At 51.1% G+C, this 23,773-nt stretch carries 18 protein-coding genes; 8 read left to right on the top strand and 10 right to left on the bottom strand.

The features are described from left to right. Positions 1–147: 147 nt before the first annotated feature. The gene (locus ACMAZB_RS12230; protein WP_435217534.1) at positions 148–1,758 is read left to right on the top strand and encodes a WS/DGAT/MGAT family O-acyltransferase; all 1,611 of its coding nucleotides are present in this window, start codon (positions 148–150) and stop codon (positions 1,756–1,758) included. A 176-nt stretch (positions 1,759–1,934) separates the two neighbouring features. Here the strand turns inward: ACMAZB_RS12230 and ACMAZB_RS12235 are convergent, their stop codons facing one another. Continuing rightward, the gene (locus tag ACMAZB_RS12235; RefSeq protein ID WP_435217536.1) at positions 1,935–3,920 is read right to left on the bottom strand and encodes an alkyl/aryl-sulfatase; all 1,986 of its coding nucleotides are present in this window, start codon (positions 3,918–3,920) and stop codon (positions 1,935–1,937) included. A 53-nt stretch (positions 3,921–3,973) separates the two neighbouring features. After that, the gene (locus ACMAZB_RS12240) at positions 3,974–5,632 is read right to left on the bottom strand and encodes an AMP-binding protein (protein WP_435217538.1); all 1,659 of its coding nucleotides are present in this window, start codon (positions 5,630–5,632) and stop codon (positions 3,974–3,976) included. A 242-nt stretch (positions 5,633–5,874) separates the two neighbouring features. On the opposite strand from ACMAZB_RS12240, the gene ACMAZB_RS12245 reads away from it, so the two are divergent. The 3 genes from ACMAZB_RS12245 to ACMAZB_RS12255 all read left to right on the top strand — a co-directional run bounded on the left by ACMAZB_RS12245 (position 5,875) and on the right by ACMAZB_RS12255 (position 9,416). Then, complete coding sequence (locus ACMAZB_RS12245; protein WP_435217540.1) at positions 5,875–7,281, top strand: serine hydrolase domain-containing protein; 1,407 nt, start codon at positions 5,875–5,877, stop codon at positions 7,279–7,281. A 308-nt stretch (positions 7,282–7,589) separates the two neighbouring features. Then, positions 7,590–7,901, top strand: a complete 312-nt coding sequence (locus ACMAZB_RS12250) for an MGMT family protein (RefSeq protein ID WP_435220085.1) — start codon at positions 7,590–7,592, stop codon at positions 7,899–7,901. Positions 7,902–7,904: 3 nt separating this feature from the next. Then, positions 7,905–9,416 carry an acyl-CoA carboxylase subunit beta gene (locus tag ACMAZB_RS12255; protein ID WP_435217541.1) on the top strand — a complete coding sequence of 504 codons (1,512 nt, stop codon included), beginning with the start codon at positions 7,905–7,907 and terminating at the stop codon, positions 9,414–9,416. Positions 9,417–9,420: 4 nt separating this feature from the next. Here ACMAZB_RS12255 and ACMAZB_RS12260 read toward each other — a convergent pair whose 3' ends face one another. From ACMAZB_RS12260 to ACMAZB_RS12290, 7 genes are all read right to left on the bottom strand, one after another. Then, entirely contained in the window at positions 9,421–9,804 is a 384-nt protein-coding gene (locus tag ACMAZB_RS12260; RefSeq protein ID WP_435217543.1) for a hypothetical protein, read from the bottom strand. Positions 9,805–9,893: 89 nt separating this feature from the next. Further along, entirely contained in the window at positions 9,894–12,050 is a 2,157-nt protein-coding gene (locus ACMAZB_RS12265) for an ATP-binding protein (protein ID WP_435217545.1), read from the bottom strand. Positions 12,051–12,061: 11 nt separating this feature from the next. Then, positions 12,062–12,610, bottom strand: coding sequence for a heme NO-binding domain-containing protein (locus tag ACMAZB_RS12270; protein ID WP_435212231.1), 549 nt, complete (start codon positions 12,608–12,610; stop codon positions 12,062–12,064). Between the two features lie 30 nt (positions 12,611–12,640). Further along, positions 12,641–14,008 carry a sigma-54-dependent transcriptional regulator gene (locus ACMAZB_RS12275; protein ID WP_435217547.1) on the bottom strand — a complete coding sequence of 456 codons (1,368 nt, stop codon included), beginning with the start codon at positions 14,006–14,008 and terminating at the stop codon, positions 12,641–12,643. After that, a complete protein-coding gene (locus tag ACMAZB_RS12280; protein ID WP_435217550.1) occupies positions 14,008–15,126 on the bottom strand; it encodes an HD domain-containing phosphohydrolase in 1,119 nt (372 codons plus the stop codon). Before ACMAZB_RS12280 ends, ACMAZB_RS12275 begins: the two co-directional genes overlap by 1 nt. 116 nt (positions 15,127–15,242) lie before the next feature. Continuing rightward, the gene (locus tag ACMAZB_RS12285) at positions 15,243–15,386 is read right to left on the bottom strand and encodes a hypothetical protein (protein ID WP_435217552.1); all 144 of its coding nucleotides are present in this window, start codon (positions 15,384–15,386) and stop codon (positions 15,243–15,245) included. 55 nt (positions 15,387–15,441) lie between these two features. Further along, positions 15,442–17,238 carry a sensor histidine kinase gene (locus ACMAZB_RS12290; RefSeq protein ID WP_435217554.1) on the bottom strand — a complete coding sequence of 599 codons (1,797 nt, stop codon included), beginning with the start codon at positions 17,236–17,238 and terminating at the stop codon, positions 15,442–15,444. Between the two features lie 124 nt (positions 17,239–17,362). Here ACMAZB_RS12290 and ACMAZB_RS12295 point away from each other — a divergent pair, with 124 nt between their 5' ends. Continuing rightward, positions 17,363–17,746: a response regulator gene (locus tag ACMAZB_RS12295; RefSeq protein ID WP_435217555.1), complete on the top strand. Its 384-nt coding sequence runs from the start codon at positions 17,363–17,365 to the stop codon at positions 17,744–17,746. Positions 17,747–17,869: 123 nt separating this feature from the next. Here the strand turns inward: ACMAZB_RS12295 and ACMAZB_RS12300 are convergent, their stop codons facing one another. Next, positions 17,870–19,756 (bottom strand): TolC family outer membrane protein, encoded by a 1,887-nt coding sequence (locus ACMAZB_RS12300; RefSeq protein WP_435217557.1) that lies wholly within the window; start codon positions 19,754–19,756, stop codon positions 17,870–17,872. Positions 19,757–19,952: 196 nt separating this feature from the next. Here ACMAZB_RS12300 and ACMAZB_RS12305 point away from each other — a divergent pair, with 196 nt between their 5' ends. The 3 genes from ACMAZB_RS12305 to ACMAZB_RS12315 all read left to right on the top strand — a co-directional run bounded on the left by ACMAZB_RS12305 (position 19,953) and on the right by ACMAZB_RS12315 (position 23,752). Further along, positions 19,953–20,606 (top strand): transglutaminase-like cysteine peptidase, encoded by a 654-nt coding sequence (locus ACMAZB_RS12305; RefSeq protein ID WP_435212241.1) that lies wholly within the window; start codon positions 19,953–19,955, stop codon positions 20,604–20,606. A 12-nt stretch (positions 20,607–20,618) separates the two neighbouring features. Further along, a complete protein-coding gene (locus ACMAZB_RS12310) occupies positions 20,619–22,541 on the top strand; it encodes a bifunctional diguanylate cyclase/phosphodiesterase (RefSeq protein WP_435217559.1) in 1,923 nt (640 codons plus the stop codon). 188 nt (positions 22,542–22,729) lie between these two features. Next, the gene (locus ACMAZB_RS12315; RefSeq protein WP_435217561.1) at positions 22,730–23,752 is read left to right on the top strand and encodes a hypothetical protein; all 1,023 of its coding nucleotides are present in this window, start codon (positions 22,730–22,732) and stop codon (positions 23,750–23,752) included. Positions 23,753–23,773 lie beyond the last annotated feature (21 nt).

Consider the following 23,773-nt stretch of genomic DNA (forward strand, 5'->3'; position numbering starts at 1 on the left):
ACAATATTGGTTGATGCTGTCATTATTACGGACACCCGGCAACGATATACACCTCCCACTAGATAGCAATGTTAAGGTACCCCTGAACTCCAAGCACTTTAGAATTTACTTAATGAGTCGATGAAGGTCGCGGTGTGAGCTTAAGCCATGAAAAAACTTAGTCTTATCGATAAAGGATTCCTGACTTCAGAGAATCGTGAAACACCTATGCACGTAGCCAGCCTCGGTCTTTATACCCTGCCAGATGGTGCTGACGAGCAAGAGTTTTTACATGAGCTGGCGGGTAACGTTCGCAACGCACAAGCAATGCTCCCTCCCTTCGGGGACCGGTTGCGCCTTGGTCGCCTTGGATTAGCGGGGTCGGCTTACTGGGAGCCCGATGCCGCTATGGATATGGATTACCATGTTCGCCATTCGGCTCTACCTAAACCCGGTCGTTACCGAGAGCTCTTTAATCTGACATCTCGTCTTCACGGCACACTGCTTGAACGTACCCGGCCTCTCTGGGAAATGCACGTCATCGAGGGACTTCAAAACCGGCAATTTGCGGTGTATACCAAAACGCATCACGCTGCCGTCGACGGAGCTCGTTCGATACACATTTCTCGAAGCATGCTTTCTACCGATCCCAATCATGTTCTAGAGGAATCACCGCTGTCATTGCAATCGTGGCAGCGCTATAAAGATGCGATGCGTAAGGGGAAACAGCCCCCTCATTCCAATGAAGAGCTGCGTAACGTCGCCGACGTATTGAAGTCTACCTTCGATAGCAGCACGAATCTGGTAAGGGCGTTATCGGCTTTTTCCAAAACCTGGGCAGGCCGAGGAGGCGCGCTTAGCCTGCCACATCAGCAAGTACCCATAAGCTCCTTGAACCACTCCATTCATGGTGCAAGACGCTTCGTAGCGCAGTCTTGGCCATTTGCTCGGATTGAGGCTATTGGCAAGGCGTTCGGCGGCACCTTTAACGATGCGGTGCTTGCCATATGCTCTGGAGCCTTGCGTCAATATCTGAAGACCCATGCAGAGTTACCAGAACAGCCTCTGAAATCCATGGTCCCCGTGTCGCTACGCCAAGAGGGCGACCTCGAGTCAGGCAATGCGGTCGCTGCCATCAGCGCCAACTTAGCCACCGACGTCGCAGACCCCGCCCGACGCATCCAAGCCATCATCGCTTCGGTCCGTGCCAGCAAGGCTTTTTATGCGGGCATGTCACCCAAAGAAATAGAGTTGGTCAGTGCCGTATTACAGGCGCCAACCTTACTACTTTTGCCATTGGGTCTAATGGCAAAACTGCCGCCTTATAATGTCGCAATCTCAAATGTACCGGGCATCCGGGAAACCATGTACTGGAATGGTGCTCGTATGGATGGGTCCTACCCCCTATCCATTGTTACCGATGGCATGGCTATGAACATCACGCTGATTACTTATGATCAAAATGTAGATTTTGGGATTGTTGCCTGCCGCAAGTCGGTACCTCAAGTGCAACGTTTTATTGACTACATGGAAGAGGCCTTGGTCGCGCTTGAGGATGCGGCAGGATTGCGCCCACCCGAAAAAGACAAAGCACTCACTCCAAGAAAACCAAAAGCTCAACGAAAAACGCCTTTGGCAACAACCGTCGCAAAACCCAAGGCGGCCACAAAAACCAAGTTGAAAGCCCCACCCAAAGCTATCTCAAAAGCCAAAGCAAAGCCCAAGGCCAAGCCAAAGCCCAAAGCCAAGGCCAAGGCCAAGCCAAAAAACCCACAATGATTTTTGTAAAACAGCGATTTACGGCGACTAGTGCCGCAAAATTTCGATAAAGAAGCTAGTACTCAGGCTGAAATCTTCACCGTCAAAAGCAGAAACCTTTGTTGGCGATATACGGGCAGGTAAAAACCCAGTGGAGCACCTCACAACAGCTAGGTCAGTCAAGCTCCGAAAAACCGCTACGGCGTCACGATATTAAAAACCTCATCGGGTGGATCAAGCATCGCAAAGAACTGCAGTAAGTCTAACCGCGACCCTTGAATAGAAATATCATCGGAAAATAACGTTTCTCGGATCCCTGCTTGTCCTACCAGCATGCCAATAAACAACTCGTGGGTAATTTGCAGCGTCGCATTAGCATTTACATCGGGTTCGCCATTGCGCTGATGTAACACTGCATTTTCGAGGCTTAAAACGTAGGTCTCAGCCAAATCGGTGAAGGTAAAATTGAAAACATAAGATTCGCCATCTGCTTTTTCACCGTTGAGCATGACGGCAATAAGCTGCATGAATTCACTGATTGGCGTTTGCCGTATCAAATCAGCTGCATTAGAAATGCCAAGGCCCTGCGAGGGCGCACCCGAACGTAGCTCTAGGGCTCCTGTCAAATACACATCGCGCCACGGGCCCGACTCGGCCTGATACCCTAGCTGGTCATAACTCTGCGCCAACAACATCTTTGCTGCAACATGATTGGGCTCCGCAAACACCAAGTGATTAAGAAGCTCAGCAACCCAGCGATACTCCCCTCGGTCAAAGGCGGACTTCGCTGTTGTCATGACGCCGCTGCTTCCACCCATCGCCTCGACGTACCGCGTTGAAGACTCAACCTCGGGCAATGGATCGAGATTGGCAGGGTTCCCGTCGTACCACCCGAAGTAACGTTGATATACAGCTCGGGAATTATGCTTCAACGTTCCGTAATAACCGCGATTAGAAAAACTGTTTCGCAGCGCAGTAGGTAGCTCTAGAGACTCGGCAATCTCACTCGGAGTATGCCCCTGAGAGGCAAGGCGTAAAGTTTGATCATGTATGTACCGGTACCCATCTCGCTGCTTTTTTAAGAAATCGACAATCTGGGTATTGCCCCAGAGCGGCCAGTGGTGACTGGCAAAATAAACCTCCATCTCAGGAAAGATTTCAATCGCCTCGTTTATGTAGTAGCTCCATTTGCGCGCATCGCGCACATGGGCACCACGCAATGTATACAAGTTATGCATATTGCGCGACACAACCTCAGCACCGCAAAAAGCCTTTTTTTCAGGCAAGTAAAAAGTCAGCTCTGCGGGAGCTTCCGAGCCTGCGGCGTTTTGAAAAATGAAGTTAACGCCATCAATCGTCACCCTTTCTCCCGTTTGAGAAATCACGCGCGTCGGGGTTGCTAGGCCGGGGCTGCCAAAGGCGGGCCCCTTGCCCAGCCCCGAGCCTACATGCCCAAAGGGAGAGCGCTCGAGTTGGCTACCGTACATAAACATCGAGCGACGGCTCATTGTAGTGCCGGCAATAACATTTTCGCTGGTGGCCTCACTCATAAAGCCTTGAGGCGCAATTATTTCAGTCTCGCCATTTCCCTCCAAAACCGCGAGAACGCCACCAAAGTGATCAATATGTGAATGCGTGATAATGACTGCAGTTACGGGCCGATCGCCTAATTTTTGACGAGCGAAAGCCAGTGCAGCTGCCGCTGTCTCCTTAGTGGTTAATGGGTCGACAAGGATCCAGCCACGCTCACCCTCAATGATGCTCATATTAGAGAGGTCAAATCCCCGCAACTGATAAACACCTTGAGTAACTTCAAACAGCCCATGAATATTATTCAAACGCTCTTGTCGCCACAGACTGGGATTAACGCTATCCGGAGCATCGCCATGGATAAAATCGTAGTCGTTGAGGCTCCAGACTATCGAGCCATCAGCCATGCTTACCCTGAGGCCGTCAGCTCGAGCAATCAGGCCTTGAGTGGCATTATCGAAATCTTGCGGATTATTAAGGTCAAGAGACTCCGCCACCGCCTGATTAATGGCAAGAGTGCTCGGTGTTGGCGGTGTATTTCCCTGACTTCCAATAGTGGCTTGAGCGGGGGGTGGTTTCCCGCCGCAGCCAGCAAGGAGACTCGCAGACAAAATAACAAAAGTAAAAACCCTAATACTTAGATATGCCTGCATCGTGGAGCACCCCAGTCTATTGAAATGTGAACTGATAATCGTTGAAGCACCTCCTAAAGATTATCAAACCAATGAACCAGCACCTCACCTTGCTCAGCAGATTGACGCGCCAGCTGTTCGGCCTTCTCGGCAAACACTGTTTCAACTCGCTCACGCCGGATTTTAAGGGTAGGCGTCAGTATTTCGTTTTCAATGGTCCAATGCTCATTTGAGATGATGACTGCACCTATTCGCGCATGCTTTTCTATTTCACTATTGATCGAGGTAATCGTATCAAGAACCGAAGCCTCTACGACTCCGCGATCGACACCTCCCGCCGCGTCGCTTAACACGGTGACCATGACAGTCTTCGAAAAGCCGCGGCCCAATAAACACTGCTGCTCGGCGTGCACGTTATCAGCGAATAAACCTTCAATGGGCGGCGGCGCCACAAACTTTCCTTGGATAGTTTTGAAATAATCCTTCACTCGCCCAGTTATAAAAATAAAGCCATCGTCATCGATATATGCTTTATCGCCGGTGTGGAGCCATCCATTCTGCCAAAGCTCTGCGGTTTTTTCTGGCTGCTGGTAGTAGCCCGGAGTACAACCCTCAGCCCGAATCAACAGTTCTCCAATATCGCTTATTTTGACCTCGACTCCCGATATGGGCTTGCCGATTGAGCCAATGCGGCGGTCGTCGACCTTGGTAACAATCAGCGACATAGCTTCCGTCTGACCAAAGCCCTCGCAAAGTGGCAGGCCCAACTTATCCCACCAGTGGATCAGAGCGGGTGGTGTGGGTGCAGCCGCCGTCAGGCAGTAATCCACCTCAGTCAGCCCAAGCCCACCTAAAACCAAAGCGCCCATACCTTCAGCATCTTGTTCCAACAACGAGTCGAGGGCCTCTTGCCCTCCTACTTTACCCAACACCGCCTGCTGCAGTTGCTCCCAAACTCTGGGTGGGCCGAAGAATATATTGGGCTTACAAGCGGGCAAGTCACGAAGCAGTGTGTCCAACGATTCGTTGAACCAGATTTCACCACAAGCCACCATCGAGCCATATTCAACAATTTGTCGCTCCGCAATGTGCGACAAAGGCAGATATGAAAAAAAGCGCGACCCCTCCCGGGAGGCAAATGCCTCTGTTCCCCGGCGCACAGGAATCAAATTGGATTCATGGGTCTGAATGACGCCTTTAGGCATGCCCGTCGTGCCCGATGTAAAGACCAGAGAAATAAGATCTGAGGCCTCACCTTGGTGTGAGGGCCGCTGACCCTGACCCTCCTGAAGCAAGGTATCCCAGGTAACGTGCGCCTCGTCACAGCTAACACCTGGCAACGTAATGACTAACCCACCCTCAGGCATCACTTCTTTCACGGCATCCCAGTTGGTTGTCTCACCCAAAAACAAAACTTTTGTATCGGTGAACTCCAGAATGTATTGCGCGGTCGCTGCGGTGTGCGTCGTAAACAGTGGCACTGAAACATTGCCAGATGCAATGACTGCCAAATCTGCAAGCACCCAGTGAGCGCGATTTTTTGATAGCAGCGCCATGCTATGACCAGACCCCAATCGCTTCTCTAGAGCCGCGGCCACGGCATGCACCTGATCCTGCGCCTCGCTCCATGAGTACGAAGTCTCACCGGCCTCATTCAGATCACGCAGCCAAACTCTATCTGGGCACTCCTCGGCCCAGTGAGCCAATTGGCCGATCAATGTTGGGCTTTCCATACTTCCCCCTAGGAATTTAATTTTTTCACGATGATACCGATTTTTGCTACTTTAGAGGCCAGCGACTTTAAAATTTTTATGCTAAATGGACGTTTTTCAAAAAATCGCCCACCCGGTGAAAGCACCTAGTTCGCTGACTACAAGCATGCTAAACGATCCTAGATTCTGACGAGGCAATCTCTATCGAAACTCCGAGAAGCTCAAACCCTTCAACCCTATTTTACTATCTCGCCGCAGTACTATTGTGCAGCACCTCCGTTGCCGCCAAAGATTTTGATTACTTTGAGACCACACGAAAAACCGTGCGCAACGGTATGCAATCCATGTTTATCTGTAATGGTCTATTTACCTCGCAGCGTTCTTTGAGCCAAATTTTCGAGCAAGAATTAGCCTATTTAGGCAATCGACGCCTTGGTGATGCAAAAAAAGGAAATTACCGCATAGATTCTCAAACCCAATCAGTTGAAGTGGGAGGCGGCCATGATGGACCTGCGGTAACTGCCGTGTTTCGTTCGGGTATCGGCTGCCTTGCCACGGCGCCAGGTATGGCACCCGAAAATTTCGCACAACTGCCCAAAGTAGAGCCGACGATCCCCATTGAGGACACCGAACAATTACCCTGGCCCCACGGGGATTTGATCGAACAAAACAGCCCGCACAACAGCGTGTCTCAGACCTCTCTAACTGCGGCCGCTGACTGGGCGTTTACAGCCCATGCCGAAGGCGAAGACACCACTAGCCTTCTCGTAGTTCACCGGGGCAATATCGTTTATGAACGCTATGCCCCTGGCTTTAATTACCGAACGCGCACCCGAACATGGTCCGCGGCCAAAAGTATCGAGGCAGCGCTAATCGGTCTTCGAGTGGATTCCGGCCATATGGAATTAGATTCACCGCTCCCCATAGTTTGGTTACCCGAACAATCAGGCGCAGGTAGCGACCCTCGTTCAAGCATTACGCTACGACATGCGTTGAACATGACCACCGGACTTTACCCGGTAGACAACAATAATATGGCTGCGGCTGTAGGCTCCGGGCTTGCCTACTGGGCCGGTAGTGGGTACGCAAATCAGGTTCGTCAACGCGGTCTAATTCGTGATCCAGGTAGTCATTGGGATTATGAAAATTATGATTCGTTGCTGGCCGTATCTGCATTTAAAAGAACTTTTGAAACTGAGCACGCCTATCTTCAATTTCCTTATGTCGAACTTCTGCAGAAAATAGGCATGCGTAGCACGCTTCTTGGAACAGATCGTTTCGGTGACTTCATACTGAGCAGCCAAGCTTTTAGCAATGCTCGAGATCTAGCTCGGTTCGGGCTGCTCTTTTTGAATAAGGGCAATTGGTTTGGCGACCAGTTAATTAGCGAAGACTGGATCGATTTCATAAAGACGCCCACGCCCGCATCAGCCTTTAGGGGCAATGATTACGGGGGCCACTGGTGGCTAGTGCCCGACGCCCGTAAACAAGAAGTGCCCGCCGAGGCTTTCAGTGCCGCGGGAAGTCGGGGGCAGTATGTCACCGTTGTCCCCTCCCATGACGTGGTCATTGTTCGCCGCGGATTAGACTACAACGGCGCGGCGTTTGATCAATGGAGTCTGGTCCGCGAGGTGTTAAAAGCTTTCCCGAACTCATCTGACAGTCGGTAGTGATTTACAAGCTACTGATTTACCTGGCCGGTAAAATACACCGAGCCCTCAACACATTAACACCATCGATTTATGATGCTGGCCTTACCCTTAAGATCAGATCCCAATAAGAGCCCATGCACTGCAATGGCACACAGCAAACCGGAAAACCAAAGCAGCAGTCCTTCAGCTTCTCAGTTAGACTGGCTCCGGCAACAGACAACAGACTTTTACACCATGGCGCTTTCTAAGTTTTATTCACTTCCTAAAATCAGAGACCACCTTTGACCAAAAAGGCAGATCAACCACCTCCACTGGATAAAGTTCACGTGCTCACGGTTCTCGCCCAAGTACCCGCTGGAAAGGTTGTTTCCTTCGGCGACCTCGCCGATATGTCAGGGTATCCTAGAAGGGCTCGCTGGGTGGGTTCCGTACTGTCCAAGCTTCCCTCGAGCACAAAACTGCCATGGCACCGCGTTGTAAATTCCCAGGGAACCTTAACCTGTCCTAGGGCTGATCTCGCAGAGAAACGGCTAACCCGCGAAGGCATAAAGGTGCACCAGCTGAAAGTTTCAATGTTAAAACATCGGTGGTGCCCAGAACGATCAACCAGTAAGCACGCAAGTCCTGAGGAGGACTGACGCATGGCACAAGATCCCTTTGAAGAATTCCAACAACGCCTTCTCAATACGCAAGACGAGGCCCGCGATGAGGCCGTTAAAAAGCGGCACGAACGTGGAGGCCGCACCGCTAGAGAAAATTTGGACGACCTGGTCGAGGGCGCCTCCATCAACGAATTTGGCCAGCACGCTGTAGCGGCTCAGCGCAGCCGCAGGGAAATTGAAGAGCTGCAGCGACAAACAGCCGGTGATGGCGTGATCACTGCTATCGGCCCTGTTAATGGCAGCTTATTCAACGAGAGCGTGGCAAAGACTGCGCTAATTATTAACGACTACACGGTTCTAGCCGGCACTCAAGGCTACTTTCATCATCGAAAAATTGATCGCTTATTAGGTTTGGCCGGGCAACAACAGCTTCCTGTAATTATGTATACCGAAGGTGGTGGTGGTCGGCCCGGCGATACCGATGTGCTGATATCGGGGGGTGGCCTCAATGTACCCACTTTTCATCGATGGTGTGCCTTAACGGGGAAGGTACCGCGCATTGCGGTTAACCATGGGTTCTGCTTCGCCGGCAATGCCGCGCTTTTTGGTGCGGCCGATCTTCGCATAGCCACCCAAGGGAGCTATATTGGCATGGCTGGACCTGCCATGATTGAGGGCGGCGGTCTGGGTCGTTATAAACCCACCGAAATAGGCCCCACATCAGTACATTCTAAAAACGGCGTCATTGATATTGTCGTACCAGACGAAGCTGAGGCCACAATTAAAGCCAGACAAGCACTTGCCTTCTGTCAGGGCCCAACAGCTGACTTCGAATTTTCTGAGCAATCCGCTTTGCGCAGCGCGCTGCCATCTAACCGAAGAATGGCCTACGATCCCGTAAAAATCCTTGAGCGCGTATTCGATAAAAATTCATTCATAGCTCTACGCAGTCATTATGGGCGCAGCATCGTTAGTGGCCTTGCGAGAATAGACGGCACTCCCTTTGCGGTATTAGCCAACGACTGTCGACATCTGGGTGGCGCCATCGACGCTGAAGGTGCGAGCAAAGCCACAGACCTTTACCGACTCGCCGAGCGATGGAAACTACCCGTTGTTTCTTTCGTAGACACACCCGGCTTCATGGTGGGACCCGACAGCGAGGCTATCGGAGCACCGCGGTACATGTCTGAAATGTTCACGGCGGGCGCCACACTATCTCAGCCGATCGTGGCTATTTTTCTTCGGCGCGGCTACGGCCTTGGCGCGATGGCAATGACAGGTGGCTCTTTCGAAATCCCGGTTTATGCCGCTAGCTGGCCCACGGGAGAGTTTGGACCCATGGGGCTTGAGGGAGCCGTTCACTTGGGATACAAACAAGAACTCGCCGAACTGCCCGAGGGCCCTGAAAGAGACGCCCACTTTGAGGAGCTTCTAGCCAAACTTTACGAGCGCGGGAAAGCAACTGAGGCCGCCAGTTTTCTTGAGCTCGACAGTGTGATTGACCCCGTTGATACCCGGTCAGTTATTAGCAGGGCTTTGCCCGGCTGTTAACTGCTTAATCAGCCCGCGCGGCCCAAACCCGTTTACACCAAAGAAGAAGGGCTAAAATCACGAGCTCGACTCCCATGCTAGGCACCCCCGCCGCCACCGGACCATCAATGACCAACGTCAGAGTTCGGCCTAGCAAAGCAATGAGCACCAACAATTGAACGGGCCACAGTAGGCTGGGATCGCAGCGACCAGCGGCAACAACCAGAATGAGTCCGCCACCCAAGAAAAATCCGGCAATGTCTGCCCTCACCGTACCTAAGCCCGCCGCCGCAAGATCCACCAAACCCATGTTGGCAGCAGCATCTCCAGTGTTTAACCACAAGCCTGTGCCCACAGCGAGAAACAGGAGCCCAAACAACCCCGATAACAACCTAGACAATATAAGCATTACTAACCCCCACCTGATTTTATTTTAATGGTCTATTTGGTCATATTCTCTTTCATCGCAAAGCCAGCCAGAGCCACGCGCATCCCGAGCTACTTCAAGCGTTGCTCAGATAGTAATTGCTGCAGTTCACGTATACCAAGTCCAAGCTGCTCTGAAATCGCGGGCAACTGATCTGCCGTCGGCAAAGCTCCACCTGAAAGCGCCGAGGCCTCGACCTGCCGAAAGCTACCACCTGCTGCCGCTAAGCCAAAGGTCAAACACGCACTCCCAAGGGTATGAGCTTCACGAATAATAATATTACGCTCCTCATCGGCCATGGCTTTGCGTAACCTTTCCCAGCGATCCGTTGACTCACCCAAAAACTTATCGACGAGCGTTTCGAGCACACCAATGCCCACTTCGCGCACAAGACGTTCAATAGGCCGTCTATCGAACGCGATGGCGTCCGTTGGCGAGCTGCCGTCTTCGCAAGCATGTGATTTGTCATTGTCAGTCATACCATAATCTTCCTCATTTACCATCGCACTCTTCTCAGACGAAACCGCGGGCTCCAAGTCCACAGTGGCTCCTCGGCTACTGGTGAAGTCCCGAGCCAAATCAGACCGGGGAACAATAGCAATCGAGGGCACATGGGCTAGCAAAGCGGTGCGCAGGTCTCCCAATGCAAGGCATTTATCTAAAATAGCCACAATACCCGACTGTGCAAGCCGCTGCCGATCGTGCCCATCGCCATGACCTGCAAGCGCTAAAATGGGAGTCGCCACAGCCCCCGGAACCTTACGATTTTGCAACGCAGCCTCAACAACACCGGCACCGAGCATCTCAAAATCCATAACGATCAGATCAAACGCCCTAGATTCTGACTCAATCAGCCCAGCCGCCTCCTCGATCGAACCTGCCGTCACTACGCTCAAGCCCATTGATTCCAGCAGTTTTCCATTGAGCTGGCGGTTAATTTTTTGCTCCTCAACTAGCAACACGGCGCCAGAAAATTCGTCACCTCCGCCTGTGGCCACATCGCTTCGGCTCTCCAACAGGTCATTTTCGGATGCCAAAGACAGTGGAATTTTGAAGCAAAAAATTGTGCCCTCACCAACGGATGATTCGACGGTGACACCACCACCCAAAGCCTCAACGAAGCGCTCTACGATACTCAATCCCAAGCCAGTGCCTTGTGCATGACGGGTCTCAGCGCTTAAACCGGTAGCAAAAGGCTCAAATAATTTTTCTATTGCATCAACAGGTATACCCGGGCCTTGATCAGTCACGGCGAACTCAATCATTTCTTTCTGCAGGCCATGGCTACCAACTGTTGACGCACCGAGGGTAATCGTCCCAGACTCTGAGAATTTAATCGCATTGGAAAGCAGATTGCCCAGCACCTGCCGTAGTAGCTTTAGACGTCCGGTGTAGGTTTTCGCAAAGCCACGCTCTCCCGAACGCCGCAGCTCTAACCCTTTTTCCAACGATCGGGAACGTGCCAGCATGAGGCACTCGTCAATCAACTCATCAAGTTGAAACGCTTCGCTCTCTGCCTCATTCATGTGAGATTCAAGGGAGGCGGTTTCAAGCGTAAAGTTAATCACCTCTAGTAAGCGATCGGCACTTTTAGAGGCGAGGGACGAATACTCTCGCAGCTTCCCATCAAGCTTGAAATCACCCATCAAGCTGATTGCACTAATCACCCCATTTAAAGACGTTCGCATTTCATGGCTGACATGATGAAAATATTTTTGTCGGGCCTCGTTGGCGCGCTCCACATCCTGCTTTGCAGATTTCAACTGGACGTTTAGCGCCTGTAAGTCTTCCACCATCGACTGCTGCGTGCTCATAAAAAACAGCTGGTCCATCTGCACGTCATGCACAGGAAAATCTGACATTGTCAGATTGCTATCAACCGTATTCTCTTCTATCCACCACAACCAAGGAACACCAACAAAGCAGAGCCCTTCTAAACCCATGTCACTGTAGTCAAGAATCTGCCCTCGTATTGCAAATCCCGATTCTTCATTGAAACCCAAAAACAACTCGCCGACGGCTACTTTTGCCGCTGCCACAGATCCGTCAAACGCGGTAGGGCGCTTAAATTTGAAGTACTCAAAAAATTGGATGGGTGCGGTATTACTGGGCTGGCATTTTTGGGTCAAAAGTGGGCTAGCACGCACTAAGGCTCCATCGCTGTCAATTTGACCGACTAACGTAAAGAGGCCTTGAACCTTATCCCAAAATTGATTGGTTTTGATCACTCAGAAGGCCCTTATCCCATGCGCACCGTGAAGAGCGTTTTTTCTCCGCCATCGGATGCTTGAGGGTCGATTTTGAGAATCTCCATGGACTGGTTAAACCGCTGTGCCAAACCCTGTAATAGGCCCTCGACAAAGGGCGTTAGGCCAACCCGCTCGGACACATAGAGGATATCCACGTGAGAGCCATCGCCCTCTCGCACCTTAAAATTAGGGGGGCGATAATCAAGGAAAGTTGAACTGATACGATCATGCAAATTGTTAAGGTTACTAAGAAAGCTCAGCATATCTGACCCGGCCGCACGCAGAAGTGACTCGTACTGCCTTGCTACTGTATTTTCAACCCAGTGTACCCCAAAAGCCCTCAATGCATCGCTGAGGTCAATGTTCATTTCGTCGGCACAGGCTTGGGCCAGACTGTAGGTAATGTCATCGTCATAGGATTGCATCGCCAAAAAACTATCATCGGGCACACCCGAACGCTGCAAAACCTCCTCCCATTTCCCCTCGCCAAATTGCTCTACAATCATGTCTCTCAGAGACTTATTAATGACTCCATACATTGCATGACTCCAGTAACTTTAGCTAAGGCGTTATGACTTCCAACTCTGTATCTTTCGATAAATAGTAGAGGGGGCGACCTCTAACAGACCAGCTGCACGGTTAACGTTTCCGTCGCAGTAATCGATCGCCGTCTGAATGGCTCGCTTCTCGGTGAGCCACAGAGGCTCAACACCGCCGCCATGACGGGTATCGGCAGCAGGCGCAGCAGCAACACGAGTCACTGAAGGTGCAGCGTCTAGCGTATCGCTATCCATAATAGCAACGCGTAACTGTTCATAGTCGATGGCCTGATCAGAAGACATAAGCACCAGCCTATGAATAATATTCTCCAGCTGCCTAACATTTCCTGGCCAGGGATAGCGTCGCAACTCTCGTCGCGCATCCTCAGAAAATGCAAAACCCTGACGGCCTTCCTGCTCAGCAAATACCTTCAGATAATGCCCTGAAAGTAGCAGCACATCGTCGCCTCGCTCCCTCAGTGGGGGTATTCGTAAAGGCACGACGTGCAAGCGATAAAACAAATCCTCCCGCAAGCGGCCTTCGCGCATTTCAAATAGGGGATCGCGATTCGTTGCCGCTAAAATTCGCACATCAGCAACGAACTCGTTGTCACTCCCCACGGGCTTGAAGGAGCCACTTTGGATGAAGCGCAGTAGCACTGATTGTAATTCGTAGGGCATGTCGCAAACCTCATCCAGAAATAAGGTCCCCCCGTCTGATTGCTTGATCAACCCATCTCGAGCATGAAGATTACCCCGCACTCCCGGCGCCTCACCAAACAGCTCAGACTCAATCAGATCATTGGGTATCGCTGCACAGTTAACAGCGATAAAGTCACTGGGGGCACGTGCTGATAAATCGTGTATTGCTTTTGCGGCCAATTCTTTACCCGTACCGCTCTCGCCGGTAATTAACGCCGTCGCACGACTCGAGGCTAAAGATTCAATTGTCGTATAAACCGCCTGCATGACACTGGACGCGCCCATGATGGGGCCCAGTCGTTCACGTACCTCTCCGAGCTTGCTGAGCTTTTGGGTAAGCTCCAACCGCTGTGCCGCATTGGCAAGGGTCACTCTCAGTCTTGAAGCATCAAAAGGCTTACCCAAAAAATCATCAGCCCCACGCTCAATAGCCTGATCAGCAAACTCAATACCGTGTCCCGTCATGACAACAACTGCTGGCTGAGGGTCCATCAATACCGTCTCTGCGAGAAGGTCAAGGCCGTTACCGTCTGGGAGTTCAATGTCGAGTAAAATGAGATCAGGTTTTAAGCTCTCAAGAGCCATCAGCGCGTCGGTGAATGTTTCGACCGCGTGAACCTCATATCCCGTGTCGTCTAGGTATGCCTCATAAATAGCGCAGAGTGTGGAGCTATCCTCAACAATCAGCGTCTTCATTACAAAACCTCGCGCTTTAATGAACCCGCTTGCGTCGCAAATTCCCGATCATCGCCAAGCTGGTCAAAAATTGCTGCCATCTTGCTTTGAGCAGACTCAAAAGCAGCCAGCACCTCGGGGTTGAAATGCTGAGACTCAGTGCGCCCATCTCCGTTAAGGATAATATCCATTACCTTTTCATGAGAAAACGCAGGCTTGTAAGGACGCTTGGAGCGCAAGGCATCATACACATCGACCAGTGTTGTAATTGAAGCCTCAACGGGTATCTCAGATCCCTTAAGCCCTCTGGGATACCCTGTACCATCCCAGCGCTCGTGGTGGCAACGCGCAATACGGGCAGCCATCTTCATCGTCGGATGCGCTGATCCTGATAAAATCCGGTAGCCCGTCTCTGGGTGTTCACGCATGTGAAGTAACTCATCATCGTCAAGCGGCCCCTCTTTTAAAAGCACAGCATCACGCATACCCACCTTACCCACATCGTGTAATGGCGCCGCCAATCTGATCATGTCGCACCACTGCTTGTCTTTTTCCAACTCTGCAGCAAGCACGGCCGCATAGCGCCCTATTCGAATAATATGCTGGCCCGTCTCTGGATCCTTATGCTCTGCAGCTGCAGCCAAACAAGCTAGGGCCTCAGCATAGGCCTCCTCAACGTCGCGATTTAAGGCGGAAATCTCTGCGCTGTTTAAAGTAACCTGCTGCTTGAGCAAAATCTCTTCGGTTTGTCGAGCCTGATCAGCGGCTACTTCACGCATCGCGCTGACTATATGGCGCTCTAACTGATCAAGATCAACTGGCTTCAGAAGAAACTCTTTTGCTCCAAGGTGCATCGCACGGATAACTGATTGAGTATTACCGTTTGCAGTCATAAATATGACGCGTCGCACCCGCTGACGCGATTCAGGTGCATCATTGATGCTATCTAGCATTTCCAAACCGTTGAGCCCCGGCATCATAAGATCACTTAGAATGATGGAGATTTCCGGATCCCCAAAATACTTCCCCAGCGCCTCCTCGCCATTACTAGCCAGTGCTACTGATAGGCCCAGCTCTTCTACGAACTCACCAAGCTCCTCACGTATATCAGGCTCATCATCAACAATTAGTGCTTTCACTAGTCGGTTCCATTCATCTGCGCAATATGTCTGGTTGCATTTTGCAGCTTACTTTGCGATACCCATGAGTCTACCGCGATTCGACCACCCGCGGGTACATTTTCAAACCTCAGACCTCAGACCTTTTCCCGATGGCTATCTCGCTGGCTCAACAACATGGGATCTCTCTGAGCTGCCCAAACCTTTACCTTACCCATGGACTTCACCCCATACAAAAACGCTTCTTCTTCGAAAGGTAGCCTGACACCAACTGCATCCATTTCAGCACCTATGTTGGCACTCGTCGACCGGGCTGATGATGAGCATTGATGGGACTCAAATAGAAGATATGTTTGCCCCATCGTCAGCCTTTTTCAACGGAACCACTACCGTGGCCTCCGTCCAGCCATCGACGCTGTCTAGACGTAACCGCCCCCCTAGGTCACTAATAGCTTCTTGCGCTACAGCAAGTCCTAGCCCCACGTTTTTTCCCCCGACACGCGTGGAAAAAAAGGGCTCAAAAATTCGATCGCGAAGCTCCTCCGCAAGACCACCGCCGTTATCAGACACAACAATTTTGGCGACATCATTTCCAGCGGAGGTAGCGACAATAGTGATCTGAGGTTGACTGGGGGCATCCTCCAGCAAAGCCTCTCTAGCGTTATTTAACAGCGCAATTAGCGGCTTTTCGATCTGAAGCGGGTGACCATTGGCGATTTCATTGGATAACTGGCAATCCAAAGTTACCTCAATACCCTGCTCTACCAAACTGCCCCGCGACAGTTCTAAGGCTCGCTCAATTACCGTAGCTATCTGAAACCCGTCGGGCAGCGGCTCAACGGGGCGACCAAACTCCCTCAGATGGTCAATAATTTCTGACACCGTCGATAACTCAGCATCCAAACCGCTAAGCTTCTCTACTAAAACCTCCCGATCAATCTCAGGCAGGCGTAAGCGGTTTTGTGCATTGGCAAGATACAAGCGCATTTTTTGGAGCGGCTGATTGAGCTGATGAGCTGCACTTGAGGCCAGTTGACTAAAATAACTTGATTGCTGGGCTTCAACCTCCAGTACTGTCGGCAGTGATTTTTCATCTAACTCAAGGCAGAATCCGATTACCCCAACAATTTCTCCGCCGAATGCCCGTCGAGGCCTCAAATTTGCTCTGATCTCAACAGTCGATTGTGTCCGACGGCAAACCAGCGGCAACCGAATACCATCTGCTTTTTTCCCCTCAAGCACCCTCACAATATGGCTATGAAAATCTTCGCCTTCGACCCCAGAGGGCAGGCACATAGATGCAAATTCTCCGCCAATGGCCTCTGCTTCAGGCAGATTGGTAAGACTGACAATCTTAGGATTCCATGTCACGATAAGCCCCGCCCTATCGATAACAAAAATAGGGTTTGGGCTGCCGTCAAACAGTTCATTGAGCTCAACCGCAACCCTATCGGTCTCCCGCCTCGACATATCCCTAGCCTCGCGAAGGGCCAGTTCACGCCCTGCCAACTGACCAGTAAGACGCGATAGTAGATTTCCAAAGGATACGCCCAAATCTCCAATTTCCGTAGGGTCTGTTGCGCGGTTTCGATAGTCAAAGCCACCACTGAGATCGGCCTCCCGAACGGCACGATGAAGGCGGCTAATGGGGCCTAAGAAATTATTTTGGAGGATTTGCCAGGCGATCAAGAATACCGCGATAAGAATGACCGCAGCGATGTAGGGCAGCCACGCATTCGTGCGTCGCATGTTTACAATCTCGTCTCGCCCCAATGCAGAGTAGTTATCGAGACCTCGCAGAAGCTCATCATAAGCCCGTGAGTAATCGTTGAAATTTGAGACGGTATGGGCTTCTTCGAGTAGCTGTAAGGCAACCGCACAACAAGCGTCAAGCCCAACACTATCTCGAAAGGGCGTGACTTCCATAAGCCCCGGCGCGTTCAGGTCTTCAAAAACTACAGCAGGCTGGAGAGCTCGCTCCAAACGCTGAGCATCGACCTGCAGTTGTAAAACAGCATGCTGAAGGTCGCGCAGGGCAAAAGCTCGATATGCAACGAGGGCCTCGAGAACAAAGCACAAAATCGCCAACAGGGTCAGTGACCTAATGGCGCTCGCTCTAATACGAATCTGCATTCCACTCCAACGGTTTTAAGCTGCCAGTGACCGCACTATTGTACACAGAATAACCAAACAAACCCTTTCCGTTTCGCAATTTGCATTCTATGCTTAGTATCGTTTAGAGAATGCAGGCGTTTGGATGAAACACTCGGGAATTTTGATTGTCGATGACGAAAGCGTAATCGCCGAAGAACTGTGCGAATTTATCCAGTCTTTCGACTTCCCTTGCAAAACAGCACTGAGCGTAGACGAGGCCTTAAGCACTGTTGCGACTGACGCCGAAATCTCGTTAATTCTCACCGACATGCGCATGCCGGGTCGCGATGGCGCAGAGTTAATACAAGTTCTGCAGGATATGCCTGACCGAGAGTTTGAATATCTTATGATTTCTGGTCATTTGGACGCTGACGAGGACCTTAAGCATCTCAATAGCGATGGGGTAACACTCATGCGCAAGCCTATCGACATTGACGCACTGCTACAGTTTCTCAACGAGCGGGAGTTTGGACCCGTAACCTCCTAACGCAGGCGCAGCTGGCCTTGCCCGAGGCCCACCCCCACCCTTCAACTGAGCCCTAAACCTAAGGCCGTGAAGAGCGTTCCAAAGTGGCATGGTATATCAAGGGCCGGATAGGCAATTCCCCAACTAGACCTCGGACATACAGCCCACCCACAGCGGACCTGTCTCGAGTGCATTTTCGATGAGAATAGCGTCCGACTGCGCTTGTTCTTCATCGGCATACCCTACAACTCTTATGCGGTGAAGCGTAATACCGTCTTTTTCAAACGGAATAATAACTGCCGGATAGCCTTCATCGGACAGTGAGGTCTTCCAGCGTTCCGCCCAACCCATATCGGCGTATGTCGCAATATTAATAAACCAATCAGCACCATCGGCGCCGGCGCCATCGAATTCAGTCTCAACGCTGTCATATGTCGGCAGCATGTCTGGCTCTGGTGCAATAACCAGAGTCTTCATAGGTGCTGGAATCGAAGCACTGGCGGACTTGGGGGCTGCGACCACTGCGACAGCCGGTTCAGGCGTGGCCACCACATTTATTGGTGTAGTAGACGTAGTGAAAACGACAGACTCAGCCTCGAGGGACTGGTCTGGAACAATAGCCATTTCAGGAACAACGCCCGAATCGCACACTGCAATTTGCTCGTCGTCTCGTCGAACCAGATCTAGATCTAAAGCCTCGATCTTGTCCGCATTAAAACCTTGAGCATCAAGCGCGTCGGTCAACACCCCAATTTCAGCCAAGACACGTGCCTGCGCTTGAAGCAGACTTATTTCGGCAGACGCTAGTGCTCGCTGAGTGTCAAAATATTCATTTTGTGAATCAAGCAGGTCAAGGAGTGATCGCTGATTGAGATCGAACTGGTCGCCGTACGCCAGACGTGTTTTATCCTGCGCATCAGACTGGATTGATAAGTAACGTACCTGCTCTCGCAAAGCTCTCACGTTGTTGAAGGCAATTGTGACCTCGCGACGCACACTAAGACACGCTTGCTTGCGATCCTCTACCGCCGAATAAAAACGATTCGAGAACTCCCTACGGCGAGCGCTATCGCTGCCTCCACGAAAGAGGTTGTAGGTGAACACTAGCTCCACAGCCTGCAGGTCGTAATCCCCGCGAAACCCGTCAATGTTAGACTCCTGCTCGTTCCGGTAACGCAAATCAAGACGCGGATACATTGGGCCGTTTGTCGCGTTTAGAGCCTCCCGAGCCGCCCGGACCTCCTCGATCGTACGGTTAATTTCTGGAGAACTATTGTAGGCCGCTTTCAGTGCGTCGTTGCGGAGGCTTGGCATGGCGTCGCTTGGGAGCGTTGGCATGGGCAGGTTATCACCAGGTAGCGCGCCCACGATGCGCTGGAACTCGCTGGTCGTGTCATACAGGTTAGTTCGCTCGGTCAACAGGTTAGACTCTGCAAGAGCCAACCGTGACTTAGCCTGGTCTAAGTTAACACCCTCATCACGTCCAGCGGCCGCTCGCTGTTGAATTTTGCTGTAAATGTCTTTGTGATAGGCAAAATTGTCAGCCGCGAAGCCAACCAACTTCTGGTACAGCACCGTATTGGAGTACGCAACACTGGCGTCTAGAGCAATCGACTGTGCTGCACCATGAACATCGTAATACCGCGCCAGCTTTTCATATCCCAATGACCGAGCCCGGTCTCGGGTTTGAAACCCGTCAAATAATAATTGAGTCACGCTGAAACGAACCGAATCACGCTCGTAATCACCAAAGTCGTTAAGCGGCGTTTCACGCTCCTCCCAAGCATAATCCGCGTCCAAATCGACGCTGGGATAAAAGCCTCCCTCTGCTGAGCGCTGCCCCTCGCGTGCAGCTTCGAAATCATAATAAGCAGAAACCACAGTGGGATTGGTAACCAATGCAGCCGACACTGCCGCGCCAAAGTTATTAATCTTTTCCTGTGCCACTAGGGGCCCAGCCGAGAAAACGGCCAACAAACTCAAGGATAGAAGGATTTTTCGATAGAAAGTTCTGTGGTGATCATTGATCATAACTGCATCCTAATATCGGTTTGTCGTTACAAAGACGTGGTTTAATACTGGTAGTGCCGAGCCGTCTGAGTAATGTTTCATTTGCGGAGTAGAAATATTGGAGATCACTACTACACATCGTATAAATCACTTCCGAGTGGTTCGATAGGTATCTGATTACCATGGGAAAGTGTGGACCTTTGTCGGGAAATTGCAAGTGCACTTAGTGCCGTTGTTTTTGGTATTTGTCCTGCTTCACGCGGTTTTTTTAGCGCCGGGCAATCTCTGGGGCATGCAAATACCCAATCTTGAGGCTCAGGCGAGCGTCAGATTTGGCGCCCAAGCCGTGCAAACGGTGCTGCGCTGGGAGTCGATGATTGGCACCAACGCCAACGCAGATGTGCAAAAAAAACTGGCTGCAGTTAACGATTTTTTTAACCAAAACATCGCCTACCAGTGGGAAACCGAAGATTATTGGTCCACACCACTTGAGACAATGGGCCGAGGTATTGGCGATTGTGAAGACTATGCCATTGCAAAATACGCCACATTAACGCTGATGGGCGTGCCGCCATCCTCACTCAGACTTGTCTATGTCAAAGCCAAACGGGGTGGACTCAATCAGGCCCACATGGTGTTGGCATGGTACGAAACGCCGAACGCGGTGCCGTTAATCATCGACAACTTAGATTACGTCATCAGACCCGCGACCGAGCGAGGCGACCTCCAGCCCGTTTTCAGTTTTAATGGAGAGCAGTTGTGGGTGGGCACAGGACCACGCCCCACCAAACAGCAGCCCACAGCTCGACTATCACGCTGGGGCCAAGTCGTAGAAAAAATTCGCCTGGAAGGTTTCACCACGGGATTTTAGGAGCGGACCACCATGTCGTTATATAAAAAACTAGCGCTAGCCTTTATTGGACCCATGATCATAGGCATTTTTGTCATTTCTTTTGTGATCATGGGAGAGCGCTCGAGCCAGTACCTTGAAGAACAGCTGGCCATTGAAAATCTTAACGACGCCAATCGTACCGCCCTTCACCTGAACAATCTCAACCTTGATGACATTGAATTAGAGACCTACCTAAATGCCAAATTCAACCAAGGCGTTTACCTAAGAATAAGGCTCCTAAGCCCGGACCCAGAAGCGCCGGCCATCTTTGATTGGAGCGATCCCGGGACCAGCAGTGGTTATCCGCCAGCTCTTAAGGCCTGGTTTTCCATAGAGTCCTCCCCCGGACAAGCAATGCTGCAACCGGGTTGGACACAGCAGGGGGTGTTAGAAATACAACATCACGACGACGTCGCCTATGATGAACTTTGGAAAACTGCACAGAATATGTTTTGGGCCCTCTTGGCATCTGTGGCCCTTGCAAGTTTGATAGGCTCCGTGTTGCTTCAAAGAATTTTGGCACCCTTGAAGGGCGTAGTAATTCAAGCGAAAGCCATCGGCGAGCGCAGATTTATAACAACACCAGAACCCTCTACGAGTGAATTCGCAGAGGTGACCAGGGCCATGAATGAACTCGCGCGGCGCGTTGGGGAAATGCTAGCAAAAGAATCCCAGCGCCTCTCTAAGCAGCGAGAAGCCACAGACATAGATCCGGGCACAGGCCTGTTACTCCGCGGCCCTTTTATGGCCCGTTTAGGGGCAAAACTGGAATCAGAAGATGCTGACGCCAGTGGCAGTGTTGCACTCGTGCGACTTAGCAACTTGGCGCGACTCAATCAAAATTTTGGCCGCCAAACCATGGATGCTGTTCTAGCAGAAATCGGGAGCTCCATTAAGCGTCTCAATCAAGATCAAACAGAGTGGGTCGCAGGCCGACTCAACGGCTCTGACTTTTGCTTACTAGCCCCTCTTGCCAGTGAACCTAAATATACGGCAGAAACACTGCAGCGCGTTATTTGGGAGGTCCTCGCAAACTTTGAGATGTCCGATCACACTCGGCTGCCCAGCGCTTGCGCGGGCTACACTGCAGGACATACCACTGGCCAGTTGATGACGGCCTTGGACGGCGCCTTAGTTGTATCAGACGAGCAGGAAGAGTCGGAGGCTATTGTTGCCAACCTCGCCAGCGGTAATGCCATCCCGATACGTGAACAGGCGAGTCTTTGGCACTCGCAATTACTTACAGCGATCGAAGCGAATCAACTACTCATCGCGACTTTTCCTGTGGTCACTCCTGAAGGAGAGCTCGTTCACCACGAAGGCATGTTGCGGATCAACGTCGATGGGCAAATACGTAACGCCGGAGAATTCATGCCTTGGGTGCATCGCCTTGACCTCAGCTTTGAAATTGACCAAGTAGCCACTAGCTTGGCAATAGGCAACATCAGCAAGACAACAGAAGATACTTGTGCCAACTTGACCTCTGCTGCGCTGCTCGATAACCGATTTAGCACCTGGCTTGAGCTATTTTTGCAGAGCCACGCAGATCCAGCGAAAAAGCTCAGCCTTGAAATCGGCGAAGCGGCCGCATTCGCACAGCCAGAGAATTTCAAGTTACTGGTGGAAGTTGCCCATGCGGCAGGGGTAAAGGTCGGCATTGAACACATGGGCTATCGCATTAGTGATATTGGTAAGCTGGGAGACTTAGGCATGGACTACATTAAAATGGATAGCCTGTTCAGTCGCGACCTCAGCAACAACACCGGTAATGCTGCTTTAATGCGTACATACATCAATATTGCTCAATCCCTAGGATTACCCTGTATTGCGGAGGGAATCAGCAACGCCGATGAGCTTGATGCCGTTTTCGAGTTAGGTGTCTCGGGTGCCTGCGGTCAGGGTGTTAATTACTGAAGCAAAATCTTAGACCGCGCATTGGCAACGTATCACTACCGCCGAAACTGGGACTGCTCATTGCGAATTTTAGAAGCCATATGAAACGCGATACTTAATAAAAAAACCAACAGGTCTCACCCTTTCATGATTCGAGGCCTCATCAACACGGGTAGCAACCACAAGTTTTTTAAGGACACTGCAAAGCAATGCCCCATCTTATACCCGCCAATGCATTGGCCGTCGCTCAAATAGGCGCCAACAAGCTCGCCAAGCTGAATTTGGAATCCGGGCGGTTCAGGTATCGCTATGATGCCAACAGCAACGCTGACCTCTCTGGATATAACGTCCTACGACATTCTGGGACCGTTTGGTCAATGTTAGACGTATTTTCTGTCTCGCAGGATGAACAACTTCTCTCCGCCGCAGACAGAGCCATTACGTATTTGTTTAATGAACATCTGCGTTTTTTTCGTGGCTATCACAACTTTTGTATTTTAGAGAAAAATAGCATCAAGCTAGGGGGCAACGCCCTAGCAGCGCTTGCGTTGGCAAAGCTCTACGAGTCCAACAAAAGTGATGTGCTGCTAGATACCGCACACCAGCTCTGCCACTTTATTTTGGAACAGCGCAATGTCCACGGAGACTTCGTGCACAAGCGGTATTTTAAATCAGGTAAAGTTTCGAGCTTTAGATCTGAGTACTACGTAGGGGAGGCGCTGCTCGCACTGCTCGCGTGCTACCGTATAACTGGTGATTCGCTATTGTTGAACTCTGTTCGAGAAGTCGAGGCTGATTTGGCGCAACAGGGTTATGGCATACGGGAGCAGTCGCACTGGATGCTGTATTCACTAGAACAGCTACAACATCTCGACGCGTCACCGCACATCTACGCGCACGCTGAAAAAATCGCCACCGAAATTATTAATAACCCCACCTACCTCGAATGGGGAAGAAGCACCCCAATTGCTTGCCGTACAGAGGGCTTGCTCGCCTTTGCCCGTATGACCCCTCCTAAAACCACTGACAGCCTGACTCAAGTTGCCGTCCAAAAATGCATCGAGGAAAATCTAGCACAGCAGCTGATTTTTCAAACTAAGGACGGTGCCTTTACGCGGGGCGGGGGCGATCGCAGAGATCAGGAAGTTCGAATCGACTACATACAACACAACATTTCTGCCTTTTTGCACTTTTCGCAACTCGAGCAAAACCGAGACACCGCTAAACTGTGAATTAAACTTTGTAGTGGGCCT

This window comes from Luminiphilus sp. nBUS_07 (assembly GCF_051201685.1).
Classification (GTDB): Bacteria; Pseudomonadota; Gammaproteobacteria; order Pseudomonadales; family Halieaceae; genus Luminiphilus.